At 50.3% G+C, this 26,088-nt stretch carries 23 protein-coding genes and 1 pseudogene; 10 read left to right on the top strand and 14 right to left on the bottom strand.

What is annotated here, in order from left to right; all coding sequences use genetic code 11:
• Window positions 1-28: 28 nt before the first annotated feature.
• Both APY94_RS04550 and APY94_RS04545 read right to left on the bottom strand, forming a co-directional pair.
• Window positions 29-913 carry a glycosyltransferase gene (locus APY94_RS04550; RefSeq protein WP_058938510.1) on the bottom strand — a complete coding sequence of 295 codons (885 nt, stop codon included), beginning with the start codon at window positions 911-913 and terminating at the stop codon, window positions 29-31.
• On the bottom strand, window positions 910-2,193 hold the full coding sequence (locus APY94_RS04545; protein ID WP_245610413.1) for a sulfatase-like hydrolase/transferase: 1,284 nt from the start codon (window positions 2,191-2,193) through the stop codon (window positions 910-912). Before APY94_RS04545 ends, APY94_RS04550 begins: the two co-directional genes overlap by 4 nt.
• Before the next feature lie 95 nt (window positions 2,194-2,288).
• On the opposite strand from APY94_RS04545, the gene APY94_RS04540 reads away from it, so the two are divergent.
• From APY94_RS04540 to APY94_RS04515, 6 genes are all read left to right on the top strand, one after another.
• Window positions 2,289-3,371, top strand: a complete 1,083-nt coding sequence (locus APY94_RS04540; protein ID WP_058938508.1) for a glycosyltransferase family 4 protein — start codon at window positions 2,289-2,291, stop codon at window positions 3,369-3,371.
• Window positions 3,372-3,465: 94 nt separating this feature from the next.
• Window positions 3,466-4,626 carry a glycosyltransferase gene (locus tag APY94_RS04535; protein ID WP_058938507.1) on the top strand — a complete coding sequence of 387 codons (1,161 nt, stop codon included), beginning with the start codon at window positions 3,466-3,468 and terminating at the stop codon, window positions 4,624-4,626.
• Entirely contained in the window at window positions 4,616-5,053 is a 438-nt protein-coding gene (locus APY94_RS04530; RefSeq protein WP_058938506.1) for an acyltransferase, read from the top strand. Before APY94_RS04535 ends, APY94_RS04530 begins: the two co-directional genes overlap by 11 nt.
• On the top strand, window positions 5,050-6,183 hold the full coding sequence (locus tag APY94_RS04525) for a DegT/DnrJ/EryC1/StrS family aminotransferase (RefSeq protein ID WP_058938505.1): 1,134 nt from the start codon (window positions 5,050-5,052) through the stop codon (window positions 6,181-6,183). The genes APY94_RS04530 and APY94_RS04525 overlap by 4 nt, the downstream gene beginning before the upstream one ends.
• Window positions 6,183-7,208, top strand: coding sequence for an SDR family NAD(P)-dependent oxidoreductase (locus tag APY94_RS04520; protein WP_058938504.1), 1,026 nt, complete (start codon window positions 6,183-6,185; stop codon window positions 7,206-7,208). Before APY94_RS04525 ends, APY94_RS04520 begins: the two co-directional genes overlap by 1 nt.
• Entirely contained in the window at window positions 7,195-8,160 is a 966-nt protein-coding gene (locus APY94_RS04515; RefSeq protein WP_058938503.1) for a sulfotransferase domain-containing protein, read from the top strand. The genes APY94_RS04520 and APY94_RS04515 overlap by 14 nt, the downstream gene beginning before the upstream one ends.
• Before the next feature lie 7 nt (window positions 8,161-8,167).
• Here APY94_RS04515 and APY94_RS04510 read toward each other — a convergent pair whose 3' ends face one another.
• On the bottom strand, window positions 8,168-9,418 hold the full coding sequence (locus APY94_RS04510; protein ID WP_058938502.1) for a flippase: 1,251 nt from the start codon (window positions 9,416-9,418) through the stop codon (window positions 8,168-8,170).
• Between the two features lie 360 nt (window positions 9,419-9,778).
• Between APY94_RS04510 and APY94_RS04505 the strand changes: the two genes are divergently transcribed.
• Window positions 9,779-10,639 (top strand): cation diffusion facilitator family transporter, encoded by an 861-nt coding sequence (locus tag APY94_RS04505; protein ID WP_058938501.1) that lies wholly within the window; start codon window positions 9,779-9,781, stop codon window positions 10,637-10,639.
• A gap of 27 nt (window positions 10,640-10,666) precedes the next feature.
• On the opposite strand, the gene mfnA is transcribed toward APY94_RS04505, so the two are convergent.
• From mfnA to APY94_RS04490, 3 genes are read right to left on the bottom strand one after another with little or no spacing between them, the layout of a single operon-like run.
• The gene (gene mfnA / locus APY94_RS04500; protein WP_058938500.1) at window positions 10,667-11,818 is read right to left on the bottom strand and encodes a tyrosine decarboxylase MfnA; all 1,152 of its coding nucleotides are present in this window, start codon (window positions 11,816-11,818) and stop codon (window positions 10,667-10,669) included.
• 37 nt (window positions 11,819-11,855) lie between these two features.
• The gene (locus APY94_RS04495) at window positions 11,856-13,031 is read right to left on the bottom strand and encodes a cation:proton antiporter (protein ID WP_058938499.1); all 1,176 of its coding nucleotides are present in this window, start codon (window positions 13,029-13,031) and stop codon (window positions 11,856-11,858) included.
• Window position 13,032: 1 nt separating this feature from the next.
• Window positions 13,033-13,281 (bottom strand): TIGR00304 family membrane protein, encoded by a 249-nt coding sequence (locus APY94_RS04490; protein WP_058938498.1) that lies wholly within the window; start codon window positions 13,279-13,281, stop codon window positions 13,033-13,035.
• 80 nt (window positions 13,282-13,361) lie between these two features.
• On the opposite strand from APY94_RS04490, the gene APY94_RS04485 reads away from it, so the two are divergent.
• Complete coding sequence (locus APY94_RS04485) at window positions 13,362-14,057, top strand: HAD family hydrolase (protein ID WP_058938497.1); 696 nt, start codon at window positions 13,362-13,364, stop codon at window positions 14,055-14,057.
• Window positions 14,029-14,655, top strand: coding sequence for a diacylglycerol/polyprenol kinase family protein (locus tag APY94_RS04480; protein WP_058938496.1), 627 nt, complete (start codon window positions 14,029-14,031; stop codon window positions 14,653-14,655). Before APY94_RS04485 ends, APY94_RS04480 begins: the two co-directional genes overlap by 29 nt.
• A gap of 59 nt (window positions 14,656-14,714) precedes the next feature.
• Here APY94_RS04480 and APY94_RS04475 read toward each other — a convergent pair whose 3' ends face one another.
• Window positions 14,715-18,146, bottom strand: a complete 3,432-nt coding sequence (locus tag APY94_RS04475) for a CARDB domain-containing protein (protein ID WP_058938495.1) — start codon at window positions 18,144-18,146, stop codon at window positions 14,715-14,717.
• A 129-nt stretch (window positions 18,147-18,275) separates the two neighbouring features.
• Here APY94_RS04475 and APY94_RS04470 point away from each other — a divergent pair.
• Window positions 18,276-20,241, top strand: a pseudogene (locus APY94_RS04470) (alpha-amylase/4-alpha-glucanotransferase domain-containing protein).
• Between the two features lie 3 nt (window positions 20,242-20,244).
• On the opposite strand, the gene APY94_RS04465 reads toward APY94_RS04470, so the two are convergent.
• From APY94_RS04465 to APY94_RS04435, 7 genes are all read right to left on the bottom strand, one after another.
• Complete coding sequence (locus tag APY94_RS04465) at window positions 20,245-20,787, bottom strand: DUF257 family protein (protein WP_245610412.1); 543 nt, start codon at window positions 20,785-20,787, stop codon at window positions 20,245-20,247.
• A 35-nt stretch (window positions 20,788-20,822) separates the two neighbouring features.
• Window positions 20,823-22,004 (bottom strand): RNA-guided endonuclease InsQ/TnpB family protein, encoded by a 1,182-nt coding sequence (locus tag APY94_RS04460; protein WP_058938494.1) that lies wholly within the window; start codon window positions 22,002-22,004, stop codon window positions 20,823-20,825.
• The gene (locus APY94_RS04455; protein WP_058938493.1) at window positions 21,985-22,593 is read right to left on the bottom strand and encodes an IS607 family transposase; all 609 of its coding nucleotides are present in this window, start codon (window positions 22,591-22,593) and stop codon (window positions 21,985-21,987) included. Before APY94_RS04455 ends, APY94_RS04460 begins: the two co-directional genes overlap by 20 nt.
• Before the next feature lie 681 nt (window positions 22,594-23,274).
• On the bottom strand, window positions 23,275-24,183 hold the full coding sequence (gene ttuA, locus APY94_RS04450) for a tRNA-5-methyluridine(54) 2-sulfurtransferase (RefSeq protein ID WP_058938531.1): 909 nt from the start codon (window positions 24,181-24,183) through the stop codon (window positions 23,275-23,277).
• Window positions 24,184-24,339: 156 nt separating this feature from the next.
• A complete protein-coding gene (locus APY94_RS04445; RefSeq protein WP_058938492.1) occupies window positions 24,340-24,951 on the bottom strand; it encodes a DUF257 family protein in 612 nt (203 codons plus the stop codon).
• 2 nt (window positions 24,952-24,953) lie between these two features.
• Entirely contained in the window at window positions 24,954-25,547 is a 594-nt protein-coding gene (locus tag APY94_RS04440) for a DUF257 family protein (RefSeq protein WP_058938491.1), read from the bottom strand.
• 110 nt (window positions 25,548-25,657) lie between these two features.
• Window positions 25,658-26,088 (bottom strand): FAD-dependent oxidoreductase (locus APY94_RS04435; RefSeq protein ID WP_211259699.1); only part of this gene is annotated, 431 nt, incomplete at its 5' end.

The following is a 26,088-nucleotide window of genomic DNA, read 5'->3' as shown; positions in this document are numbered from 1 at the left end:
TCTATGGGGGTTTAAAAAGTAATCGGGCTCAGAGCCTGCCAAGGAACTTGAGGATGTATATCTTTGTCCGCACATCGAGGATAGAGCTCAGAATGTCGACGGAGTTCCCCCTCATCGTCGGGTTGAGGCGAAACGCCCTCAGGATCTCCGCTGCACCGCTCCTATCGCCTCCAAAGAGCTTGAGAATCCCTATCTGGAGGAGGTGGTAGCTCAGAACCCGCGGGTCATGTCTTATGTCCCCGTGCTCCTCTATCATTCTGTACCTCCCTGCCAGGTACTTGGCGAAGGAGAACTGGCCGGAGTGGATTGAGTAGTCCACCAGCGGCTCGTCTATCGCCCCAAAAAGGCATATCTTCGACATCCTCAGCCACATGTCCCAGTCCTCACACGTCGGAAAGTTCTCCCTAAAAAGCCCCGCCTTCTTGAAACACTCGCGCTTCACCATTATGGTGGACGTGCCTGTTATGTTGTCTTTCAGCAGGTGGCGGTAAACGTTCCCGCTCGCACGGGGGTGCTTTACCCCCAGGATTTTTCCCCGCTCCAGGTAGTAGTATGTGAACGCCGTGTATATCAGGCCGTAGTTATTTGGGAGCTCCTTGAAGGCCTCCATCTGGAGTTCGAGCTTGTCCTCCCGCCAGCGGTCGTCGTCATCGATGAACGCTATGAACTCCCCTCTGGCCTTCATCACTCCCAGGTTGCGGGCGTTCGCTATCCCCTTTCCTTTCTGGGGGATGTATCTCAGGCGCCCGTCCTCGAAGGACCTGACGAGTTCTCTCGTCGATTCGCTTCGCGCACCGTCTATTACGAGAACCTCGAAGTCGTTGAATTCTTGGCTTAAAACGCTTTCAATGGCCCGTGTTAGGAGCTTGTTTCGGTTGTATGTAGGAATAACGACGGAAACGGCCGGCCTCACTTGGCCACCCCCTTGCCTGCGAAAAGGCTTATATGTTTGACGATGAGCTTTTTGGCGATGTTCCTGAACTTTTCTTCGTTCTCCGCGTTTACCTCTTCAAAGCGCCAGTCATCAACGCTGAAGATCGCAGTGCCCTCTCTGTGGTAGATCTTTATCCTGTACTTCTCAATCTCTTGGACAAGCTCCGTTTTATCCTCCGTCAAGTTGGGATAAGGATAGTGGGTACCAAAACTCTCCACTATAGCATACTCTGATGTAAGATTGAACTCATTGCCTTGAACAGTGCTTGAAATCATAGGTTTTATCCTAGCAAGGCTGATATATCCATTTTCCTCATGGGGAGGTTCTTTATTGGGCAATCTGATAAGGAAAGGGACTCTTAAAAGTTCGTCATGGAGAAAAACACCGTGCCCAAGTTTTCCTCCGTATTCCCCGAGCAGCTGACCGTGGTCGCTGGTCACTATGGTTATGGAGTTCTCGAGTATCCCCTTCTCCTGAAGGATGTTGAGCATCTCCACGAGTCTCTTTTCAAGGTATTTAACCTGTTCGGGATACCCTTTCCTCCACTTCTCCACCAGCTCAGGCTCTTGCCCAAGGAGTCTGTTGACCACGGGGGCATCTGTGAATCCTTCAAAAAGGGAGTACGGTTCGTGGACTTCCATCAGGTTGATGAAGATGTAGGATGGGGCTTTAAAGTTGAGTTCCTTGAGGAGTTTGTTCGTAACTTTTGCACCCTTATCCTTTGGCCATCCCTCTCCGTATCTGCTTATGATTCTCCAGAGGACTTTGAAGGGCAGGACAAACTTCTTTTCCTTCATCAGGGCTTTGACAAGTTCCAGCCCATTTTTGGGCTGATACTTCTTGAGAACCCGGCTGAGCTTCTCTCTGTCCTGATCCTCGATAAGGGGTTTCAGTGTGTCGTGAAATTCGGAAAAGCCCTTTATACCAAAGTCTGGCCCGATAAAGAAGTTTGCAGTGAAGAGGTATGTTGTATATCCAAGGGAATCTAGAATCTCGTGCAGGTACGTTCCATCTTCCTTAAACTTCACATCAGGAACTTTTCTTCTCTTGCCCTCGTGCACCCCGTGGTATATAGGATACAGACCGGTAAACATTGACGCATGACTCGGGATAGTCCATGGTGAGGGAGCTATTGCGTTCTCGTATCCTGTGAATCCAAAGTCCCTAATCAGCTTGTGCTCTATCCCGCTGGAGTAGTCCTTTCTGAGGGTATCGAGGACTATGAGAATTACGTTTGGCTTGTCCATGTATGTTCCCACCTAGTAGCTATATGTTTTATTTAAATATTTGTCTTGCCAGGACTATGAAAAGACTTAAATTATAGGGGACTCTCCAATATCAGTGGGGAGATTGTGTGAAACGGATTGTGATGACTCTTAGTAATCCATTCAAGCCAGATCCTCGGGTCTACAAAGAGGCATCCAGTCTTGTGAAAGCTGGGTATGATGTTACTATAATCGCCTGGGATAGGGAGGGAAAATACCCCAAGATAGAGACTATAAACGGGATAAAGATCCTTAGGATTCACATTAGATCCTGCTATGGGCTTCCACTATGCTTTATTGCCGGTTTATTCCTATTTTACTTACGCTCTCTGTTTTTGTTAATGAAAATGGACTTCGATATTATACATACACATGACTTTGATACTGCAGTCCTGGGAGTTATCGTAAAAAAAATCAAGAATAATGTGTGGGTATATGACGTACACGATCTGTATGAAAGCATGGTCAAGCTGGTCGCGGGTGGGAAACTTGCTAAAATTGTGGGATATTTGGATTCATATTTTCAAAAAAACGCAGATTTGATATTTACTGCTAGTCAGAAAGTTAAACAGGTTGTCCAGAGAAACAATAAGGACGTTTTTGTTATCTTAAACACAGTTAACCCGAGCTATCTCAAAAATCTCCCGAAGTATCCTACTTTTACAATTTTTTACGGAGGAGTACTGTCGGGAAACCGATTTCTTCTGGAGATGCTTAAGATTACGGAACGCCTTGGCATAACTTACAGGATTGCAGGAAAGGGATGGGTTGATGTTGAAGAGATTTTGAAGAAACAGCTGGGAAAGAATTTCTTAGGATTTATACCCCATGAGCAAATATTCGTTGAACTTGAGAAAGCACATCTAACCTTTGCAATCTACGATCCACGTTTTGAAAACATCAGGTTGAGTCTTCCAAATAAGGTGTTCGAGGCTGCCAGTGTTAAGACTCCTATTCTAGTATCCCGGGGAACAGCACTGGCTGAGCTTGTTGAAAGCATGAAAATTGGATGGTCTGTAAAATATGATGAGAAGGATGTTGAAAGTAGGGTGTCCTTTTTGTTAATGAATCCAAAATATCTAAAAAAAGCAGGACATAGGGGTCATAAAATCTATTTAAAGAAGTATACGTGGAATTTTGTTGAGCAGATTTTGTTTAGAGTTTATCCTTAGAAGGGGGAAATAGTATGACGTGAAATTCTTGAAACATATATTTTATAATAAATTCCAGACTAAACTGTCTTATAATGATTTAGGGGTGCTGGAAATGGTATCTACTCCTAGAAAACACCAGAGAAAGGTTAAAATATGCCTTTGGGGTAACAGGGGTTCGTTTTATGAGACCCATATTAGACTTCTTAAATCGTGCAGGGATTACTCTGTAGTTTCAATAGGTTCCTCTGATGCCAAGGGGGTTGATATAGAACTGTTTGAATCGTCTGATGGGAAAAATATCCTGCGGACATTCATAGGACTACTTGGAAGGCTGTTTAGGGTTCCATTCCTCTTTTCAAAGCTCGATGCTTGGTGCGATGTGCATATTGTGCATTATTTAAATATCTGGTATCTTTTTTCATTGGCAGTGTTACCTCTTAAGAAGCCTGTGGTGTATGTTCCGTATGGTACTGACTGGAAATTAAGAGAAAAAACAGGGAGAAAGAAGCCACTTATTTATCGACTAATATTTAAGTTTATAGTAAAAAGAAAACTTTCTATGGTTTTGTTTGAATTCCATTTTAATTCAAAATATTTTGCTGAAATGTGGGGGGTGCGTAATTCTCGAAAGATGTTCTTAACGATTATTTTTCCAATTAGGGATGCTTTTTATTCTTACAAGATAAACACTATCCGGAAAAGCCCAAGATACACTTTAATTTTCTCCCCAAGGACGTTGCTACCTTTTTATAACCACCATCTGTTAGTGGAGGTATTGAGCAGGTCAGAGTTCAAAGAACAACTTGTATTGCTCTTCATTGATACATCCAATTTAAAGACAGTATATGCTCAGCATGTTGTCTCTAAAGCTAAAGAATACGGTATTAAGACCTCAGTTATTCCACGATTTTTATCTGCTGAGGAAATGGCTAGGATGTTTCTTTTATCTGATTTTAACGTTAATATCCCTACGGATGACCAGTTTGGAATGTCTATAATGGAAGGGGCATTGCTTTGTAGTGTCCCAGTCTTAAATAAAAATATATGGTCCTACTGTGATATTATGAGTTATAAAAATGCAATATTTGTTGATCCCTACTCTCCAGATGAAGCTGCAAGGACCCTCACTAATGCGCTTTCCGATAAAAAATTTCGAAGAAAAATGTGTAGGGTTAACAGAAAGGTTTTTGAAAACCGCAGGGAATCAATAGTAATAGATAACCTAAGAGCTGTAATCAACAGGGTACTGGATGGTGGTTCTGATGTCCACTAAGTTTATAGAATGGAAACCTCCCAAAATACAACATGGTAAATTAACTCGTTGGAACTGGATGGTTCAGTATCCTGAGGGCCTTAAACTGGGCAAATATACAGATATTGGAGCATTTACCTACATAAATGCCAAATATGGTGTCACAATTGAAGATTACGTCCAAATAGGCTCTCACTGTTCGATTTATTCTGAATCGACCATAGATGGGAAGACTGGCCAGGTTATTATCAAAAGAAATGCTAGGATTGGAAGTCATAGTGTGGTAATGCCTGGAGTTACAATCGGAGAAAACTCGATAATTGGTGCGTTCAGCTTTGTGAACAAGGATATTCCACCAAACGTCATAGTATTTGGTGTTCCAGTGAAAGTCTACCGGAGACTGACTGATGAGGAAATAGAGAAACTGATGGAGGGGATTAGTAAATGAAAATCCCCCTATTTAAAATCTATTGGGATAAGAATGACATAGCTGCTGTTGAAAAAGTGATTCGTTCTGGGATGCAATGGTGTATTGGGGAACAAGTAATAGAACTTGAAAGAAGAATCTGTGAGTATATTGGGACTAAGTACTGTGTGACATTCAATTCTGGTGGCTCAGCACTTCATGCACTTATGCTAACCTACAAGTTTGGACCTGGAGATGAAATAATTGTTCCCTCGTTTACGTTCATCGCTACTGCTTATTCCCCTCTGTATGTAGGAGCAAGGCCGGTCTTTGCTGATATTGAAGAGAAAACTATGGGTTTGGATCCAGAGGATGTCAAGGAGAGGATAACTCCTAAAACAAGAGCAATACTGGCAGTTCATTATGGTGGGATGCCATGTAAAATACGGGAGCTCAGGGAGATAGCTGAGGATTATAACCTTATATTGATTGAAGACGCCGCCGAGGCCTTTGGAGCCAGAGTAAAAGATAGACACGTTGGTACCTTTGGGGATGCTGCCATTTTCAGCTTCTGCCAGAATAAGATTTTCACGACAAGCGAGGGTGGGGCAGTGGTTACAAATGACAAAAATATATACAAACGGCTAAAACTTATTGCTTCTTATGGCAGGATTACCGAGAAAGACTACTTCACTTCTAGAGCAACGGTTGATTATGTGGAAGTTGGGTATAACTGGAGACTCTCAACCATTTTAGCTGCACTGGGATTGTCGCAGCTAGAGAAAGTCGACAGGCTAATTGAATTGAGAAGAAAAAATGCACATTTATTAAACAACGCTCTCAGGAAATTAAAAGGACTTTATGTGCTGGATGAACCTGAGGACTATTTTGCCGTTTACCAGCTGTATACACTAAGAGTTCTGGATGGAAACAAAACAAGGGACGCACTTATGGAATATCTATCAAATAGGGGGGTATCCACTAGGGTTTACTTTGAGCCAGTACATAAGTACACAGTATTTAGAAGTTTAGGATATCATAATGTTGATCTCCCTGTAACGGAAGAGATTTCCTCTCAAGTTTTGAGCTTACCAATGTATCCCCATATGACCAAGGGAGAAATAGATTACATAATCTCATCGATTAAAGACTTCTTTGAGGGTGAAAACTGATGGAAGAAAACGTATTCAAAAATAAGAATGTTCTTGTCACGGGTGGTACAGGTAGCATTGGTAGGGAGATAGTTAGGCAACTCCTGAGGACTGAGGTTAACAAGGTTGTGGTGATGAGCAGAGATGAAATTAAACACTTCATCATGAGAAAAGAGATACTAGACGATCGCTTGGAATTTGTGGTCGGTGATGTGAGAGACTTTCAAAGTGCCAGTAATGTATTTAAACTATATGACATTAATATCGTGTTCCATGCTGCCGCAATGAAACATGTGGTTATCTCAGAGGAGTTCCCTTTCGAGGCAGTGAAAACAAACATTATAGGAACTCAGAATCTTGTAGAATTGGCCCTCCATCATGGAACTGAAAAATTCGTTACAATAAGCACTGATAAAGCTGCAAACCCTACCACAGTCATGGGGGCTACAAAGTTCATTGCTGAAAGGATAACGTTGAATGCAAACAAGCTTGCCAAGAATGAAAGTGCATTTATGGTAGTGCGATTTGGAAATGTTGCCAACTCAAGGGGTTCAGTAATCCCTATTTTTATTACTACCTTAGTTAACAAAAAAACATTGTTTGTCTCTGACCCTGAGGTTACACGGTTCATTATGAGGATTTCAGATGCTGTACGGCTTGTCTTTAAGGCTACTGAGCTAGCGAAAGGGGGTGAGTTATTCATACTGAAAATGAATGCCTTTAAACTGGGAGATTTAGTAGAGGTTATGAGAAGAGACATTGCCCCATTAGTCGGTATTGATCCTGGAGAGGTCACTGTGAAACTTATTGGCCTATCTCCGGGGGAGAAATTGCATGAGGACTTAATAAACGAAGTGGAAAGTCATTATATAGAGGACCTAGGAAACATGTATAGAATTAAAATTGGTGAACCCTCCTTGGGCGAAGTTCATTCCAATGTTGTAAAATATAGTTCAAAAGAGGCGCCGAAACTGTCACGAAAAGAATTAAGGGATATAGTTTTGGAATACCTCAGAATAGGGGGTCAGCATAATGGAGAGCAATAAGTCTCTTCCAAATTTTTTCATAGTTGGGGAGCCCAGAAGTGGCACGACTTCCCTATATCACTATCTCAGACAGCATCCTGAGATATTCATGAGTGAGATAAAGGAGCCAAATTATTTTTGTACGGATCTCCACAGGGAAACCTTAGAATTTTTCAAAAACGAGAGGGAACTGCTAGTTCGCTTTCCTTATCATGACTATCTCCGCTATATTAGCTTATTTCAAAATGCTACTGGATATAAGGTAATTGGAGAAGCATCTGTGATATATCTATACTCCAGAGTAGCTGCTAAAAATATCTACGAGTTTAATCCTGAGTCAAAAATACTTGCTGTTTTCAGAGAACCTGTTAACTTTTTGTATTCTCTGCATCATGTATTCCTTCGGGAACTTCATGAGAATATCAAAGATTTTAAAAAAGCACTTGAGATAGAGCCTTTTAGGAAACAAGGAAAATACATACCCAAATATGTCCTGTTCCCATCGATGTTATATTACTCGGAGTGGCCAAAATATGCGGAGCAGTTAAGCAGGTATTACAAATATTTTGATGAGTCTCAAATAAAAGTTGTAATATTTGATGACTTGAAATCTAACCCCGAAAGAGTCTATCATGAGATTCTGCAATTCTTGAATGTTAACAATAGCAATTTCAGGCCTAACTTTGAGATACACAATCCAAACTCCACTTACAGAACAACCCTTTTACGGAAAGTCCTGTTTGAAGTATCTAAAACACGCATTAGGGATATAATGCCCCACAAATTTAGAAAATTTGTATGGAATGAAATTATAGTCCCATTAAATAAGCTCAACACAAAACCAGTTTCCCGCAAACCCTTGCCGGAGGAATTCAGACTCAAACTTATGAAGCGCTTTAAACCAGAAGTCAAAAAGCTCTCTGACTTAATCGGCAGAGATTTAGAGACCCAGTGGGGGTATGAAAATGTATAGATTCGATTCATGATTGTCTAAGAATCCATTGATATTTTATTAGTAAATACCCATTTAATAGGCATCCAATTCCCTGACTCACCACTGTCGCTACTGCCGCACCACTTGCTCCATAATTCAAGATAAGGAAATAATTAAGGACGACATTTAGCAACGCTGTAAACCCGGCTATCTTCGTAAATGTCAGCTCCCTTCCAGTTGCGTTCATGAAGCTTCCAAAGAGGGAATTGAGAAACATAAAGGGCAACGCAAACGCGAGAACCTTAAGGACGGGAACACTATTTCCAAACTCCTTCCCAAAAACTGTTAGTATGCCAAAATTGGCTAGGAGGTAGTATCCAACCGTCCCGGCAATACCCAAAATGACTAAAGTTTGAAAGCTCTTCCTGAAGAGAACTTGGAGAGCATCCCTGTTTTCTTTCCACAGACGAGCCATCGATGGCAAAGTCGTCGGTATGACTATGTTCGGAACTAGCATAGCAACCTGAATCCATATGTAGGCTGCCCTGTATATTCCAGTTTCATAATCCCCTCTCATCAGGCTGAGCATCACCATGTCCGTGCGATAGTAAATGAGCGTGAAAAGCCCTATGAGCCAGAATGGATAAGATTTCTTTAGCAGAAAAATCCATTTATCCGGTTTAAATCTAACTCTCACAACATCAACAAATTTCATTCCAAATTTTATTCTCAAAAGCTCTCTCAGGAAATATCCGGCTAAGAGAGCTATGACGAACAGGGATAATGACATGAAATAGTAAAGCACAGCACCTCCGATGAAGAAAGCCCAGAGCCGTTCAACGGTTCTAGCGATGGCCTCGTACTTGGTGACTTCGTGGGCATACATAACTCTGACAAAAATCAGAGAGATCCACGTCAGCATCGCCTCGGCTCCAGCCAGGATTATAAGGAGTTTCATCCATTCTGGCTTCGGGATGAAGAGGGTGAGCCCGGCAATTACAAGGAAATTAACCACTGCCAGAACTATCTTGAAGCCGAGGACATCTGGGAGGAGTTCGTCCAACCGGTTCCTCTCTCTTGCAACTTCTCTCATAAAATAATACCCGACACCCAAATCGGAGAATATCCCCAAGAGGCCGACGTAGTAGAATATAAACGAATACTGTCCCAATCCTTCCGGTCCGAGGGTTCTGCTCAGGATGACTATTATACCGTACGCTAGTATCTTTGAAATAATCTCTGCCCCGAACAGCCAGCCCGCGTTTTTGATGAGTCTCAGCTTCAGGCTTTCCCCCATACGCACCCAACCTAAAACCGTGTACGGGTTGATAAGGATTGTCCTACGGCAACCGTTTTAAGCCCCTCTTCCAATCTCCCCCTGCGATGATGAGTGATGGGCGAACCGATTGATGAGGACGGAAAGGTGATCTCTGAGCAACCCTTTTAAGGCCCATCTTCAACCTTTTCCCGGGATGATGAGTTCAGCCTTGCCTGAGGCTCGTGATGATGGAGTGACGGACTGACCGCTCAGCTCATTTTTATGTCCCTTGAATTAGTTTAGCCTAACAAAATTGGAAAACCTAATAAAGTTAAATATCCGAATGGGGACGGTAAGGCTTAAATATTGTGTGCATATGCACAAAATTGTGGTGATACTGTGGAAGAGATATACAGGCCCATCTGGGTCAGCATCCTTGGCAACGTTCTCCTTTCCTTGCTCAAGCTAGCCGTGGGTTTCATGTATTCCAGCATCGCCCTGATATCCGACGGCGTCCACTCCTTAAGCGACGTTATCACGAGCGTCATCGGCTACGCGGGCATTAGAATATCCTCAAAACCGCCCGACAAAAGCCATCCCTTTGGCCATTCCCGTTTTGAGCCCCTGGTGGCCTTCCTGATTGGGGAGGCTCTTATAATAGTGACATACGAGATAGGCCGTGATGCCGTTTACAGGATAATTGAGGGTGGAGCCACAGAAGTCAACTCCATAATGCTCGGCGTCACCCTGCTCTCGATACTCTCTAAGGAGCTCATGTTCCGCTATTCTGTCCACATCGGCAGGAAGATCAACAGCCAGATACTCGTCGCCGATGCCTACCACCACAGGAGCGATGCACTGAGCAGCGTTGCGGTTCTAATAGGTCTCGGTGCCCAGGAACTTGGTTTTATGTACGGTGATTCAATCGCGGGTCTCGTCGTCTCGGTCTTCCTCCTGAAGGTCTCGCTGGACATAATCCTTGAGAACGTCCGCTATCTGACGGGACAGGCCCCGCCCTTTGAGGTCTGCGAGGAGATAAAGAAGACCGCCTTAAGCGTCCCGAACGTTCTCGGCGTCCATGATTTGAGGGCTCACTACGTCGGCAGCAAACTGCACGTTGAGCTCCACATAGAGGTCTCCCCAGGGCTAAGCCTCAAAGAGGCCCACGACGTCAGCGAGGAGGTGAAGAGGGTTATAGAGAGCCTCCCCGAGGTTGAGGTCGCCTTCGTTCACGTGGACATAAAGGGGGTTACGGAGTAGCTCGGATCTCTGTCATGGATCGCGTTATCATGCCCTGACTGCCTCCCTCAGGTCCATCAAAAACGCCTCCAGATGCTCCCTTCTAACGTGGGGCATCATGACGATCCTGATGTATCCCCTGTGGGCGCTCACGCCCCAGCCGCGCTTCTTAAGCTCCTCCTCGACCTCTTCTAGGTTCTTTGCCCCGAAGGAAACGATGTTGAGAACGGGCTCGCGGATGAGATGGACCCCTGGGATCCTCTTGAGCTCGCCCGCGAACCACCTGCTCAGCTCCATGGCCCGCTTGACGATCTCAGCGTAGCCCTCGAATCCGAGGTGCTTTATCATCGCCCACACTGCCAGCGCCTGTGCTCCGGGTCTCGTACCAGTTATCGTCGCCTGCCAGACCTTGCCGCCGGCGAGGTACGGCGCGGGAACGCTTATCGCCTCCAGGAACCGCTTCTCGCGGAATATTATCCCTCCCGCCGGGATGGGAACCATCCCCATCTTGTGGGGGTCTATGGTTATGCTCTTGACGCCCCTCAGCCTGAAATCGAAATCGGGGATATCGTAGCCCAGAGCTTTGGCGAAGGGAATGACAAAACCCCCGAAGGCGGCATCCACGTGAAGCGGGAGGCCATAGTCGAGGGCCAGGTCACTTAAAGCTGGAATGTCGTCCACCACACCCAGCCCAGTGGTTCCGGCGATGCCGACGATTCCTATGGTGTTGTCAGTGATTTTAGCCTCGACGTCCTTAACATCGACCGAATAGTCCTCCCGCAGGTCCGCCCAGACGAGCCGGACCTTCAGCATCTCGCTCGCCTTGAGGAAGGAGAAGTGGGCGCTTCTGGGAAGTATGAGCTCGGGGTTCTCCACATCAGCCAGGTTGCGGAACGCCCTCACGGCGAGAATGTTGGCCTCAGTTCCCCCTGAGACTATGTTCCCGTAGCCCCTTTCGAGGCCGAGAAGGCTGGACAGCATTGCTATTACCTCTCTCTCCACCCACTGGCTTCCAACGTGCAGCCCGGGGTCGCCCAGATTCCTGTCGATGTAACGCCGCACCACCTCCGCGGCGAAGGGATGTGGATGGGTGCACATCGAGCCGAGAATCCTGCCTGAATCAAAGGTCAGGTCCTCTGACGTCTTCTCCTCCAGCTCCGCCAGAACTTCCTCTTCGCTCGCTCCTTTCTTCGGGAACATGGTCTCACCAGCCTGTGCCTAGTTTTATCCCTCAAATTTAAGCCTTTACCCTCTTTAGGTAGCCCTTGAAGAACACCGGTGTTGTCAGCGCGGTGAGCATGGAGACCGCTATGACGCTCGCGAAGAGAACCTGGTCTATGAGGCCCGCGGAGAGGCCGAACGTGAGTATGGCCAGCTCGAGACTTCCCCTGCCGCCCATTCCAATACCTATCGTTATCGAGTCCCTCCAGTTCAGACCAAAGAGCCTCGCACCGAGACCGCAGCCGATGAGCTTGCCCATCACCGCCGCGAGGTAGAGCGCCGCTATGAGGATCAGGCTTATGTCGGCCAGGGGCGGGTTGAACATCAGTCCAACGTAGATGAAGAACAGGGGTATAAAGAACTCGGTGAGAACGACCTGGAGGTCGTTTATGAGTTCGTTGAGCTTTATCCTCGTCACGACGAGCGGGTCCTTCCTCTCGCGGAGGCGGCTTATGGTGAGGCCCGCGAGGTAGGCGCCTATTATCTGGTTGAGGCCCGCCCACTGGGCTATTATGGCTAGGGTGAAGGTCAGGATGAGCGTGAAGGTGAAGAACACGTTGAGGTTCCTGACGATGGAGTAGAACCACCTGGCCCTCTTGAAGATGTACTCGGATACCAGAAGCGTTGCAGCTATGAATGCGAATATCTTGACCGTCAGTATTCCAAAGGAAGCCGCGTCGAGCCCCCCTCCCGCCAGAGCGGTGATTATACCTATGAGGTAAACCGCCATTATGTCGTCGGCAAAGGCGGCCCCCATGAGTATCGATGAGACCTCCCTCCTCACACGTTCCTTCACGAGTACGCCGCTGGTTACCTCTATTGCGGTGTTTCCGAGGGTCACTCCGATGAATATTGCGGCAGTGGTTCCTTTCCCCGCCACCTCGACGGTGAGGAAGCCCAGGGCGAAGGAGAACGCCACGCCAAGGGCCGCAACGACCACCGCCTTCTTGGTGTTCTGGGCTATGGCGGAGAAGTTGCTGGTGAGTCCCATGTAGAGCATCATCATTATCAGCCCGAACTCCGCGAGAACCCCCAGTTCTTCCGTCGGTTCGATCACTCCGAGGACGAAGGGCCCCAGGAATATTCCCGTGAGGACGTGGGCTATTATCGGGTGTATTTCCACCCTCTCAAAGAGCCACTCTATGCTCTTTGCTGTGACGAGAAGAATCGCGAGCGCCGCCAGGAAGTCCACGTCAGTCCCCCCTCGCCAGCAGGGCCGCAAGCAGCCAGAGCGCCATGAGTATTATCGCCAGTACGGCCGCGATTCCAGCGGCCCCCCTGCTTGTTCCGAATATTATCGGAATGGGGCCTATCATTATCACCCCGCCCCCCTCAACGTCCGCCTCTCCGCCGAGGGCAGAAACGAGGGTCCCAATGAAAACTAACAGGAAGCCGAGGAATATAAGGGCCATCCCGCTCAGTATCAGCGTTTTCCCGTCCATACGGTATGGGCTTCCCTTTCACCTTTTAAAACTTAGCGCCAAACCCAAAGGATTAAAACGACCCGTGGGGATTCTTTAATATGCTTGTGCTCGTTGACCTCGACGACACGCTCTGCAACACCTGGGAGGCCGGCAGGTACAGCGTTCTCCGCCTGATACCCTATCTCATCAGACGGAGAAAGTTCAGGGCGTTCTTCTACATTCTTACGGCCCGCTACAGGGAGCTGGAGCAGTCAAGGGAATTCCACACCCTCGACTTCGATAAGCTCGTCGAGAGGGTGATGAGCAAGGTCTACGCCAAAATCAGCCCGGACGAGCTGGACGAGATAACAGAACTGGTTGATAGGGTGTTCTTCTCCAATCTGAAGCTTTACCCGGACGCCGTTCCCTTTCTGCGGGGTCTCAAGGCCATGGGTGCGAGGCTCGTTCTCATTACGGACTCCTCTACCAAGTGGCAGAGGAAGAAGCTCGAGTACCTCGGTATAAAGGACTATTTCGACGCACTGATAATAAGCGGTGAAACCGGCCACAGCAAGCTCGAACCCCACAATTTCAGGCTTGCCCGCAGGCTCTTTCCCGATGACGAGGTCTACATGGTCGGGGACAGGGACGACACCGACATGCGCGGGGGGAAGGAGATTGGGGCGACGACGATACTGGTTCAGAGGGGCTACTTCAGTGGGAGGCTCGCCAGGCACGCCGACTACGTGGTTAAGGACCTCATCGAAGCCCTGGAGGTGATAAAGCGTGAGCATGAAAAGCGAGCTGAAGCGTAAGTCCCTCCACATGACGGGTCTGCTCGTTCCGCTCTCCTACCACCTGTTCGGCAGGGAGCTTACCCTCACGCTCATAGGCATCTCGTTCTTCCTCTTCGTCGTCCTCGAGCCCTTCAGGATAATAGAGGAGCTCAGGGACAACATAAAGAGGAGGCTCAGGATATACGTCGATGAGGACGTCATCGGAAGGGTTGAGGTTCTGGAAAAGCACATAGACGAGATAACCCGCTCCCACGAGCGCTACCGCGTCGCGGCTCACATCTACTTCGCCGCGGCCTCGTTCATAGTGGTGTACTTCTTCCCGATGGAGGTGGCGGTAGGTGCCATCACCGTCGCGACCGTCGGAGACGCCCTGGCGGCCATAGTGGGCAAGTCCCTCGGAAGGCACCGCTTCTCCAACGGCAAGAGCTTCGAGGGCAGCCTTGCCTACTTCCTCGCCGGGATTGCCATACTCTGGCCCCTCGTTGGCCTCCCCCTGGCCCTGGTGGGCTCCATAGCTGGAACCGTGGCGGAGTTCTACAACCTACCGCCCGACGACAACTTCTCCAACCAGCTGGCGGTGGCGCTGACCGTTTATCTGGCGGGGTTGCTCATCTGAGCTTTTGTTTGTATAGCGGCATCACAGAAGAGTGGAAAATGGAAAATCGAAAAGAAAGGTCACTCTATGTTGACCGTCGCAAACTGGGTGAATGTATCTGCGTCGCCCCACTCCTGTCCTGGGTCGGTGCCCTTGACGGCATCCTGGAGCGGCAGTGAGTCAACGGCTGAATCGCCGGCACCCTGTCCGGTGACGTAGGCGACCACGTTTATCTCCCCGGGCTTGACGCCGAGGGCTTCCCATGGAATCGCTATCTCGAGGGTCTGGAGACCGTCTTTCTGGTTGCCAGTGTATGCGTAGAATCCGATCCACTTGAGGTCCTCGTACTTCCATCCGGTTCCGTTCCACAGGGCGAGCTGGGCGCTGGTTATGGTGCTGGTTCCGGGGTCTCCAAAGAACTCCCCGTTCCAGAAGAAGTAGAGCTGCGCATCTATTCCCCGGCTGAAGCTCACCTTTCTGCTCCAGCTGTCCTGGCCATCCGTGTATCCGCCGGCCCTGTAGTCGAGGGATATGCTGTAGGAAACCCTCCACGAGGCGCTGTTCTCTGTGGTTAGGGCTATGTAGAGGAACTGGTCGTCGTGATCGACGTAGAGGGCCTTGAGGTTCGCGCCATCTTGGCCGTAGCCGGTCTCATCGACCGCCACCGGCTGGACGCTCCAGTCATCGAGGTTTCCGTCTATGGTCTTGGTGAGGTTCTTGGAGAGCTCCTTGAGGTACTCGAGCCTTTCAAGGTTGCCCTCCTCGACGATTTTCTTCAGCTCCTCCATCTCATGCACTACCTTTTTCAGTCCAGTGTACGCGCGGAATATCTTAATGGATGCTCCCAGGGCAGCGTTTCCGTTATCGATGTTCTCCTTCCCCTCGTTGTAGAGCTTGAGGAGGTCGTTCACGGTGTTCTCGTATTCCTCGACCTTCTTCTCTATCTCCTCCGGCAGGGTGGTGTTCCGGAAGTATTCGTCGAGTTCGAGATAGCGCCCGTAGTCGTTCTTGAAGTGCCACATTCCGTAATACTTGTTGAGGGACACGAAACCTCTCCAGAATTCCTGCATCTGCATTTTCCTGCGGACGGAAGTGTAGTCCACATCGTTTGCCTTCTCGACCATGCCGTTGGTCTCGATGCAGATGTAGTAGTCGAGGTATCCGTCCATAACCTCCTCCTCGGTGGGCTTGTCGCTGAGGACATCAACGGCGTCGCTGATGTCGTCGTCGCTGAACGCTTCTCCGAAGTTCCAGACTCCGCCTCCCCAGCTCAGGCCGGTTGCGACCTGGAAGTTAAAGCTGCTTGCGCCTTCGAAGACGCCCAGCGGAACTCTGACCTCGATGGTGTTCGCTGAGAGGTTAACCCCAACGACGGCCCCGTTCACCGTGACTATGTCGTTGTTCGGGTCTATGAAGTACAGCATGGACTCAACGCTGTTGCCCGCGGCATTTACTGCGGTGTCCCCGCTGCATCCCGAGCACTTGAGGTTCACCGCCATCTGGATGTCCCATTCTATAACCGAGCTCATGTCCATACTGCCGGCAAAACCTCCGGCTTTTCCACCGTCCTTGTAATCGATCGGGACGGCTATGAACGTTGCTCCGTTTGCCCCCAGCTTCATGTTGCTCATGTTCCTGAACCTGAAGAGGAAGTAAACGTAGTGGTCGTCCTTCGTCACCGCCACCTCAGTGAGGTCGGCATGGCTTGAGGTGTAGTTGGTTTCCTCAAGGTAATTGTCGTTGTCCGTTCTCTGGTCGTTCTCGGCGTCCCTCCAGATGAACGTTCCGTTGATTACGGTGTACGTGTCATTGAGCAGGTTCGCCGACGGCCAGTCGTTCGGGTTGCCGTCAACTTCTATTTTTCCAACCCACACCACATCAACGTCCATTGTGACGACGTTGTTGTCCTCGTTGGCCTCCGTGATAAGGTTGCCCTCGTCCACCGTAACCTTCAGCGTGTACCTGCCCGTTTCGTTTGGTTTCCATGTGAAAGTGAGCTCCCTCTCCTCGCCGGCACCGATGTCGATGGTCCAGTTGGAGATGAGCGTATCGTTGACGTAGGCCCTGACCTCGGCATCGGCGGCCGGAAGGGAACCGAGGTTTTTCACGGTGACGCGGTATTCGGTCGTTCTGTTGAGTCCCGCGATACCGGGGCCGGTTATGCTGGCGGTGAGTTCGGGCACAGGAATGAACATCTCGAAGTCCGCCATCTCGGTGATGACGTCCGTGTCGCTCCATTCGTCTGCGTTGTCCGCGGCGGCACCTTCCTGCGGGAGGACGTCAACGGCAGAGCCGCCTCCACCGGTTACCCATGCGGCGACCGCGAATTTGCTGGGCATTCCTCCGATGGCTGACCATGGTACTGCGACTTCGAGGGTTTTAAGGCCCGTTGAACTGTCCCCGGTGTAGTTATACTTTCCACCCATATCGGTCAGGCTCGGCCAGCTCCAGCCGCCCTCGTATGGGTTGAGCTGCGCGGCGGTTATTGATGCGCTCCCGTCGTCCCACCAGAAGTAAACTTCATAGTCCAGCGCGTATCCATTGGAGAACTCTATGCCCCTTCCCCATGCGTCTCCTCCTGTCGTGTAGCCGTTTCCTGTCCCGGGATCGATGTCAATTCCGAAACCGTACGCCATTCCTCCGTTCTTGGTGTTGTTGGTCTCAATGGCAAGGTAGAGGTACTGGTCATCCCAGGAGACGTAGAACTTGCTGAGGTTGCCCACGTCAAGGCCCGTACCCGTGGTGTCCTCGGCCGCCAGTTCGTTCTCGCTCCAGTCGCTGAGATTGCCATCTATTGTCTTGGGGGCGACGTAGATGACCGGGAGGTTGGTGAAGGTGTCGGTGTCACCCCACTCGTTTCCGATGTCAGTGTAGTCTATGGCCGGATCAACGGGGAGGCTGTCCACCGCCGAACCCCCGCTTCCAGTGACCCACGCCATTACCGCTATCTTCTCAGGCTTCCCGCCGAGGGCGCTCCAAGGTATCTTTATCTCGACCGTCTGGAGACCTGTTGAAGTGTTCCCTGTGTAAGCGAAGCTCCCGCCGACGCCGGAGATGCCCTTGTAATCCCAGCCTCCACCGGTCCAGATGTTGAAGTTATCTGTTCCCATTCCGCTGCTCTGACCCCACCAGAAGTAAATCTCATAGTCAAGAGCAAAGCCGTTGGAGAACTCGACGCTCCTTCCCCATGAATCTCCACCGGAAACGTAGCCGTTTCCTGTTCCAGGGTCTACGTCTATTCCTATTCCATAGGCAACATCCCAGCTCTGGGTGTTGTTCGTCTTAACCGCTATGTACAGGTACTCGTTATCCCATGAAACGTGGAGTCTGTCGAGGTTGGCTCCTTCAAGTCCAGTATCTTTGCCTACCGCAACCAAATCGCTCGGAGTCCAGTCGCTTAGGCTGCCGTCTATGATTTTAGTGCCGTACATGGCGCTGACGAGGCCGCTAAACATGGGCACTAAACCAAGCAACAGAACGAAGGTTAACACAACTGCCGCCGTTTTCTTCACATTATCCACCTCCAGTGGGGATAAATCCCCAGGGGTGTACGGTAGTCACCCGTAGTGAGTATTACGAGAAAAAGGTTTATATGCCTTTCTTTCCATATCACTGGTAGTGATAACACATCTGGTGGGTGGTTGGCAATGGTGAACTTTATCTTTGGCATTCATAACCATCAGCCCCTCGGAAACTTCGGCTGGGTCTTCGAGAGCGCCTACGATAGATCCTACAGGCCTTTCATGGAGATTCTGGAGGAATACCCGAACATGAAGGCCGCGGTTCATATAAGCGGTCCCCTCCTCGAATGGCTCGATGCCAACAGGCCTGAGTACATGGACCTCCTCCGCTCCCTGGTGAAGAAGGGGCAGCTGGAGATAGTCGTGGCAGGATTCTACGAGCCCGTCCTGGCCGCCATTCCGAAGGAGGACAGAATTGAACAGATAACCCTTCTGAAGGACTTCGCGAAGAAACTCGGCTACGACGCCAGGGGCGTCTGGCTCACCGAGCGCGTCTGGCAGCCCGAACTCGTCAAGAGCCTCCGCGAGGCTGGAATCGAGTACGTCATCGTCGATGACTACCACTTCATGAGTGCCGGCCTGAGCAAGGAGGAGCTGTACTGGCCGTACTACACCGAGGACGGCGGGGAGGTCATTGCGGTCTTCCCGATAGACGAGAAGCTCCGCTACCTCATCCCGTTCCGCCCCGTTGAGAAGACCGTTGAGTACCTCCACAGCCTTGACAACGGTGACGAGAGCAGGGTCGCGGTCTTCCACGACGACGGTGAGAAGTTCGGTGTCTGGCCGGGGACGTACGAGTGGGTCTACAAGAAGGGCTGGCTCAGGGAGTTCTTTGACAGGATTTCGAGTGATGAGAGGATAAATCTAACGCTTTACTCCGAGTACCTTGCGAGGTTCAAGCCCCGCGGGCTGGTTTACCTGCCCATTGCCTCCTACTTCGAGATGAGCGAGTGGTCCCTCCCTGCAAAGCAGGCGAAGCTCTTCGTGGAGTTCGTTGAAAAGCTCAAGGGGCACGGCCAGTTCGAGAGGTACCGCGTCTTTGTGAGGGGTGGGATATGGAAGAACTTCTTCTTCAAGTACCCTGAGAGCAACTACATGCACAAGAGGATGCTCATGGTGAGCAAGCTCGTCAGGGACAACCCCGAGGCGAGGAGGTTCGTCCTCAAGGCCCAGTGCAACGACGCCTACTGGCACGGCGTCTTTGGAGGTGTTTACCTCCCGCACCTCCGCAGAGCCGTCTGGGAGAACATAATAAGGGCCAACGGCTTCGCCTCCACGGGCAGCTTCGTCCGCGACATAGACTTCGACGGCCGCGATGAGGTATTCATCGAGGACGAGAACTTCTACGCCGTCTTTAAGCCCGCCTACGGTGGTGCCCTCTTTGAGCTCTCCTCACGCCGGAGGGCCGTCAACTACAACGACGTGCTGGCGAGGCGCTGGGAGCACTACCACGAGGTTCCGGAGGCCGCCACCCCGGAGGGAGGAAGACGGGGAGGGCGTGGCAAGCATACACGAGGTTGGCAGGAGGATTCCGGACGAGATACGGCGCGAGCTTGCCTACGATGGCCACCTGAGGGCCATCCTGCAGGACCACTTCCTTGACCCAGAGACGGCACTCGAGGAGTATCGCCTCAACAGGCACATCGAGCTTGGGGACTTCGTGACGGGTGCCTACGACTACAGCCTTTTTGAAGGCGGCGTCACCCTCGAGAGGGACGGAACTGTCTCCGGAAGGCCGGCGAGGGTGGAGAAGACCTTCCACCTGGCAGAGGATGGCTTCGTCGTTGACTACACCGTGAGGAGTGAGTCAGTAGCCCTCTTCGGTGTCGAGCTCAACGTCGCGGTTCACAGCGTCATGGAGGAGCCGGCGGAGTTTGAGGCTGAGAAGTTCGAGGTGAACGACCCCTACGGCATCGGAAGGGTGGCGGTGGAGCTCGACAAAAAAGCGAGGGTGTGGAAGTATCCAATAAAGACCCTCAGCCAGAGCGAAGCCGGCTGGGACTTCGTGCAGCAGGGCGTCAGTTACACGGTCCTCCTGCCGGTTGAGGGGGAGCTGAGGTTCAGGCTCCGCTTTAGGGAGCTCTGACCTTCATATTTTTATCGTCATTCCCTCGAGTTTCGGGTCCACCGACTTCAGCACCCTGAATTCGGTCGCCCTGTCCTTTCTTGAGATCTGGATAACCGTGGTTGCGAGGTCTTCCAGGAGCCTGACGACCGGCTGCCTCATGCCGTCTATAACGTTGGCCTTCAGGAACTGGACGGACAGCCTCCTCTCATCGCCAACGTATTTGGATATGGCGCTGATTATGACCTGAACGTTCTTCGGCGAGAACTCCGATGCCACGAAGAGCTTCTCAAGACCCACCACAGCCGTTAAGGTTGGTCCTCCTGATTCGAGAAGCTTGGTGTAGGTCTCCATGAACTTCTTTGCGAGAATCACCGGCTCGGAGATGTCCCTTATCCATCCGACGACTTCCCCGGTTTCTATTGTGCCGCCTATCTTGATGACCTTCACGCTGTCCAGAACCCCGTCATCCAGACCGGCGAGCCGCGCCTTGGCCTTTAGGATGTGGAGTGAGTCCAGGATGTCGATGACCGCAACCTTGTACCCCCTGCTCCTGCCCCAGCTCACCACTTGGTAGAAGCCGAAGTACTGATCCGTTCTGGTCAGCCATAACTTTTGTAAAGTTCGTAAACATCGTTACGGCTGACCTTCCCCACTCCCATCTTCATCGTGGGGCTTTCGGGGGGAACGGTAACTCCCCACATCTTCAAGGCTCTCAAGCGAATATTCCAACTCCCAACCACATCTCTATCGGCCTCAAAACCACATTTCGGACACTTTAAAACCCTGTGTCCCTTCGGGCTTAGCTTCTCCCCACATATCGGACACAGGGAGGACGTGAAAGCGGGATTAACGAAAACAACCCTAACACCCTTCAGCTTAGCCTTGTATTCGATAATTGACTGGAGCTTCCTGAAACTCCAGCGGTGAAGCCTGCCATTCATCTCAGCCGAATACCTAATCGAATTCCTGATTTCCGTCAAATCCTCCAGAGCAATACCACCGTATTTTTCAGCCAGTTCAACAATCTTGTTGGCCAATTTGTGATACAAATCGTTTAGCCTGTTCCTCTCCCTCTGCCCATACTTTTCGAGAAGTTCTTTCCTATTTTTGCCAGCCCTAAGCTTTTTCTGAATCTTTCTCCGCTTTACAAAGTAGCCAGTCCTAATCTTCCTCTCGTGTGTGATAATCTGGATAAACTCACCGTTTGGAAGGCTCAACGTAACATTATTCTCATTCAAGTCCACGCCAACAAAAGTTTTAGGCTCTCTCACTTCAACCTCTCTGGAGAACACAACGTTGATGAAAACGCCTTTTGGAGTTCTCACCAACCACGCTTGACCGATTTTCCAGCCCTTAAACTTCTCGTGGTATTTTGCAGGATAAAACTCCAGCCTAACCCTCCTGCTTGGAGTGGAGAGCTTGATTATCCCGGCCTCAAGGTCGAGTTTGAAGAGGTGGTCGTCGAGCATAATGACTTCCTTCTTAAAAACGGGCTTGCCCTTAGCTTTCCCCTTCTTTTTCCTCTTTCTGTAACTCTTGAATATTGCAGTGGCCATTTGGCAGGCTGTGTAGTGGTAATGGCTCGGCAGTTCTGAATACTCCTTTCGAAGGCTCTTGTATGTTTCCTTTTTGAGCCTGTAAAAGCTCGTAATGCTGTTCTCAAAAGCATAGTTAATGAGATAGTTTACAATCTCTCGATAGGTAGAGAAGAGGTCATCTAACCCTTCAGATGTTTCTTTCAGCTTGAATTTTGCGGTGAGTTTAATCGTCTCTGAGGACATTCTTTACCGCCTCGACGAGGCGTTTTTTCTTGTGAGAGCGCATGCCATAAAGCTTTCCAGCGAAGGAAGTTACAATAGCCAACAAGTCCTCGACGAGTTCTTTTTCTGGTGTTTTCTCTTCATCGTCAAAGATTACTTCAATCTCAACACCGTGAGAGTTGAAGTATTGTTCGAGGTATCCAAAACCAAAGCGGGTGAGCCTGTCCTTGCAGGTTATCACGACTTTGGTTACCTCTCCGCTCTCCACGAGTTTGAAGAGCTGTTTTAGGCCTTTTCTGTTCTCGTTTAAGCCTGAGGAAATGTCAGTGATGGTTTTAGCTACTTGGTAACCTTTGGCAGAGCAGTAGCTTTTGAGGTATTCGACTTGTCTTTCAAGGTCTTCCTTCTGGTCTCTGCTTGAAACTCTGGCGTAAATGACTACTTTATCGGGGATTTTACCCTCAAGAAGTCTCTTTATTTCGCTTTCTGGAATGCGGTATTCTTTGCCTATTTTGTATGCCTTGATCTCGCCTGCTTTGATTTTCCTTAAGAGTGTTGGCTTGCTGATGCCTAAGAGTTCTGAGGCTTTTCCTGTCCGATAAAGCTTCATAGTGAACTCCACCAAAACAAATAATGACTCAAAAATATTTAAACTTTACGCTCTTAACTATTTATGAAACAGCCCGCTGTCCGTCCTCTCCATGAGGACTATCTCGCCCATCCTTAGTGATTCCCAGAGGTTCATCATGAGGCCGTCAGGTACGCTCATTTTTATCACCTCGCTACTTGTGGTGTCGAGGATGTAAGAAAATATTCCAGCTGGCTTTAAATATTCTTTCGTCTTACTTTTTCCTTCTGAAGGCCTCGCCCTTTGGGGTGGGGATGCAGTAAACCTCCAACAGCTCCTAAACAGTCGAAACTCTTTTAAACTTCGGGGTGTAGTAAGGCCTCGTAGAGGCCACTCAAAAGAACCTGATGAGATGAGGGGTTTCATCGTGTCCTCCCATTCTGGGAGGAAGACGCCGGTAGGCGTCCTTGATGGGCTGCTCGTTTGGGCAGTCAAGGACTGGAGTTTGGCCTTTAAGGCAATAACCCCAAGTCCCCTTTGGGGATTAGGGGTAATGGGCCGAAGACCCGGCCTTCGGGCCGAGCCGAAACCGGCGACGGGAGTAGGAGATGAGTGCCCGTAAACCTTCCCGCCACTGGCGAGGGGTTAGGCAAACCCTCGCACTTCACGGCGGAGAGGAGGTCAGTCCCCTCTCTCGAAAGCCGTCCTTCGAAAGGGGAGGAGTCAGAGTCTGAAGTTTATCGGCTCCTCCCTGTGCCAGAACCTGCAGAAAGAACAGACTTCACCGCTCGATGGCATGCCGCAGACCCCGCACTCCCTGAGGTCGGCCTCCTGGAGCTCCCCTTCAAAGAGTCCCTTCTTCCTGAGGTAGCCCTTCACGAAGTTTATCTTCGTTCCCGGCCTCTTCTCCTCCATCTCGTTGAGTATGCCCTTGACCTCTATCGTCGTGGCCCCGACGGCGTGGGGGCATTCCTCGATGTGGTACTCTATGCCGTTGGCGAGAGCGTAGGCGACCACCTCCCTCTCGGTCAGCTCGTAGAGAGGCTTTATCTTCTTCACGAGCTTTCCGTTGAACTGCGCCGAGGTTACCGGTCCCTGTTTGGCCAGGTACTGCGTGTTCCAGTTCAGGATGTTTGCCAGGATGAAGCCCGCCTCGTCGTCGAGGTTGTGGCCGGTCGCCACCGCGTCGAAGCCGTTGTCGTAGGCGAACTTGTTGAAGATGTAGCGCTTGGTCAGGCCGCAGTAGGAACAGGTCGGTCTGCGCGTTCTCACTTCCCCGATGCCCTTTCCCAGGAGTTCCCTAACGCGGACGATGTGGAGGGGAACGCCGAGCTTCTCGCACTGCCTCTTGGCGTACTCCTCGCTCTTCTCGGAGTACTCGCCGATGCCCAGGTTGATGTGGAGGCACTCGATGTCGTAGCCGAGCTTCTTGAGGACGTGGGCTGTAACGGCCGAGTCCTTTCCCCCGCTCACCACGACCAGAATCCTCTCGCCGGGTTTTATCAACTTGTAACGCTCTATCGTGCGCTTGACCTTTCTCTCGAAGTACTCGGTGAAGTGTTCGGGGCACAGGTACATCTTCGGGTAGTGGAGTTTTATAAACGCCGGCCTCTCGCAGAACTTGCACCTCATGGGCATGTCATCCTCACCTGATTACCTTGAGGGTCGGGACCTTAAAGGTTCTTCCATTTAATAAGGTCCCGAAGGGGTCACCGGAAATCAGCCGACCGTAGGGATTTTTGAATGGTATAAAAGATAACCCGAACCGTGGGATTGGGGTAATGGAGGTCAAAGTTCAAGCGTCAGTCCTTCCTCATCGGCGTGGGGGGATTTGAGTACGGTGATACTTCCACTGTCGTCGATTCTGAGCACCCTGATAAATGCTTCCTCAAGTATCGCAACGTACCGCCTCTCGGCCAGGTCGACGTTGACGAAGTAAAAGGTCTTCCTCACGGGGTTTCCGAGGAAGGCGTAGCCCAGATTGGAGAGGCTGAGGATGAACCTTGGACTGTTGCCGTGGAGCGGAATCAGCTTTTCGGGGTTCATGAGGATGGAGACCGTCTTGGGGTTCTCCCGGTAGTATTCCCTCACGCTCCGCGAGAGGCGGTTGAGGAATATTCCCGGGTCTTTGTGGGGGTCGACCTCCAAGACCACCTCCCCCCAATCGGACGTTCCGCCGACTTTAATCCTTCGTATTTTTCCGGGGATTTTCACTTTTGATAGTCTCAACCATCTGATTATCGACATGCTCGAGTCCAGAACGTCAACGATAAGAAGCCTCCCCCATCCGTAAACCTCGCCGATGGTGTGAAAAACCCGCGGATATGCCGAGAGGGATGTGTGCTCTATGAGGACGCTCTCGCCCCACTCAATATCCCGGAGGTAGTCAGCGAGCCTCATTCCTACCAGCCTCCCGGCGTTTTTTTGAACTTCAGGCCGCTTCTCATAATTTCCATCACGTAGTCGGAGTCCTCTTCCAGGCCCTTCGTGAGGTAGGGGGATGCTATGTCAACGTTCAGGAAAAGAAAGTTCATCTTATCCACAATGCTGAGGTACCTCCTGGTTATCGTCTCGAAGTATCTCTCAAGTTTTTGAGGGTCTTCGAGGAAGGTGAATGTGAACTTTTCCATTCCGAGAACCACCGTGTGGTTCCGGCTCTTCTCCGGAACCTTCCGCGCCAGTTTGGAGTAGAGTGCGAGGTGGTACTCGAAGTCATCGACGACGTCGATATTCCCCAAGACGTGCCCCACGTTCATGACTCCTTTTATCTTTATCACAGGCACAGTGTCAACAGTTATTGCCTGACCGCTGAACCTCAGGTTTTGGACGAACCCGTGCAGGGTGTCCCCGATGTCGACTACCAGCGGGAAGATTCCCGTGTTTTCCCAGCCGTCGAGTATCTCCTTGAGGATCCACTCTGGATGATCGGTTGAGTGGTACTCTACGAGGACTACGGCATCTCTCATCGAGAGCAGTTTTTCGATTGCATTTACCATGGTTACCCCCAGATTCTGTTTTTGGCATTCTCCTAAATATACCTTATCCAGTTTGGGGGATATCTGCCTTTCGTGCAAAGGTGACGGTTTTAGAAGAAAAAGGTAATGGACTAGAGGGCCTCGATCTTGGCCTTCCAGTTCCCGGGTTTCCTGAAGTCCTTCTCCGTGAAAATGCCCTCCTTCTTGAGTATCCCCCTCGCGGCGAGCAATCCGGTGGCGGCCGCGTTCACTATGTCCCTGCTCAGGCCGGCACCGTCGCCGGCAGCGAAGATTCCCTCTATGCTCGTCTCAAGGTTCTCGTCCACCTCGACCTTCATGGCGTAGTACTTTATCTCGGGTGCGTAGAGCAGGGTGTGGTCGCTCGCAACGCCCGGAAGAACGCGGTCGAGCTTTTCAAGTCCCTCTATGATGTTGGTCACAACGCGGTGCGGCAGGGCCATCGCTATGTCCCCCGGCGTGACGTGCCTCAGGGTCGGCTCGACGTCGCTCCTCTTTATGCGCGCCCATGTGCTCCTCCTCCCCCTCCTGAGGTCACCGAGGC

The sequence above is a fragment of the Thermococcus celericrescens genome, assembly GCF_001484195.1.
In the GTDB taxonomy this organism is placed as follows: Archaea; Methanobacteriota_B; Thermococci; order Thermococcales; family Thermococcaceae; genus Thermococcus; species Thermococcus celericrescens.
Note: the sequence above shows the minus strand (reverse complement) of the source record. Positions and strands in the feature narration are given on the sequence as shown.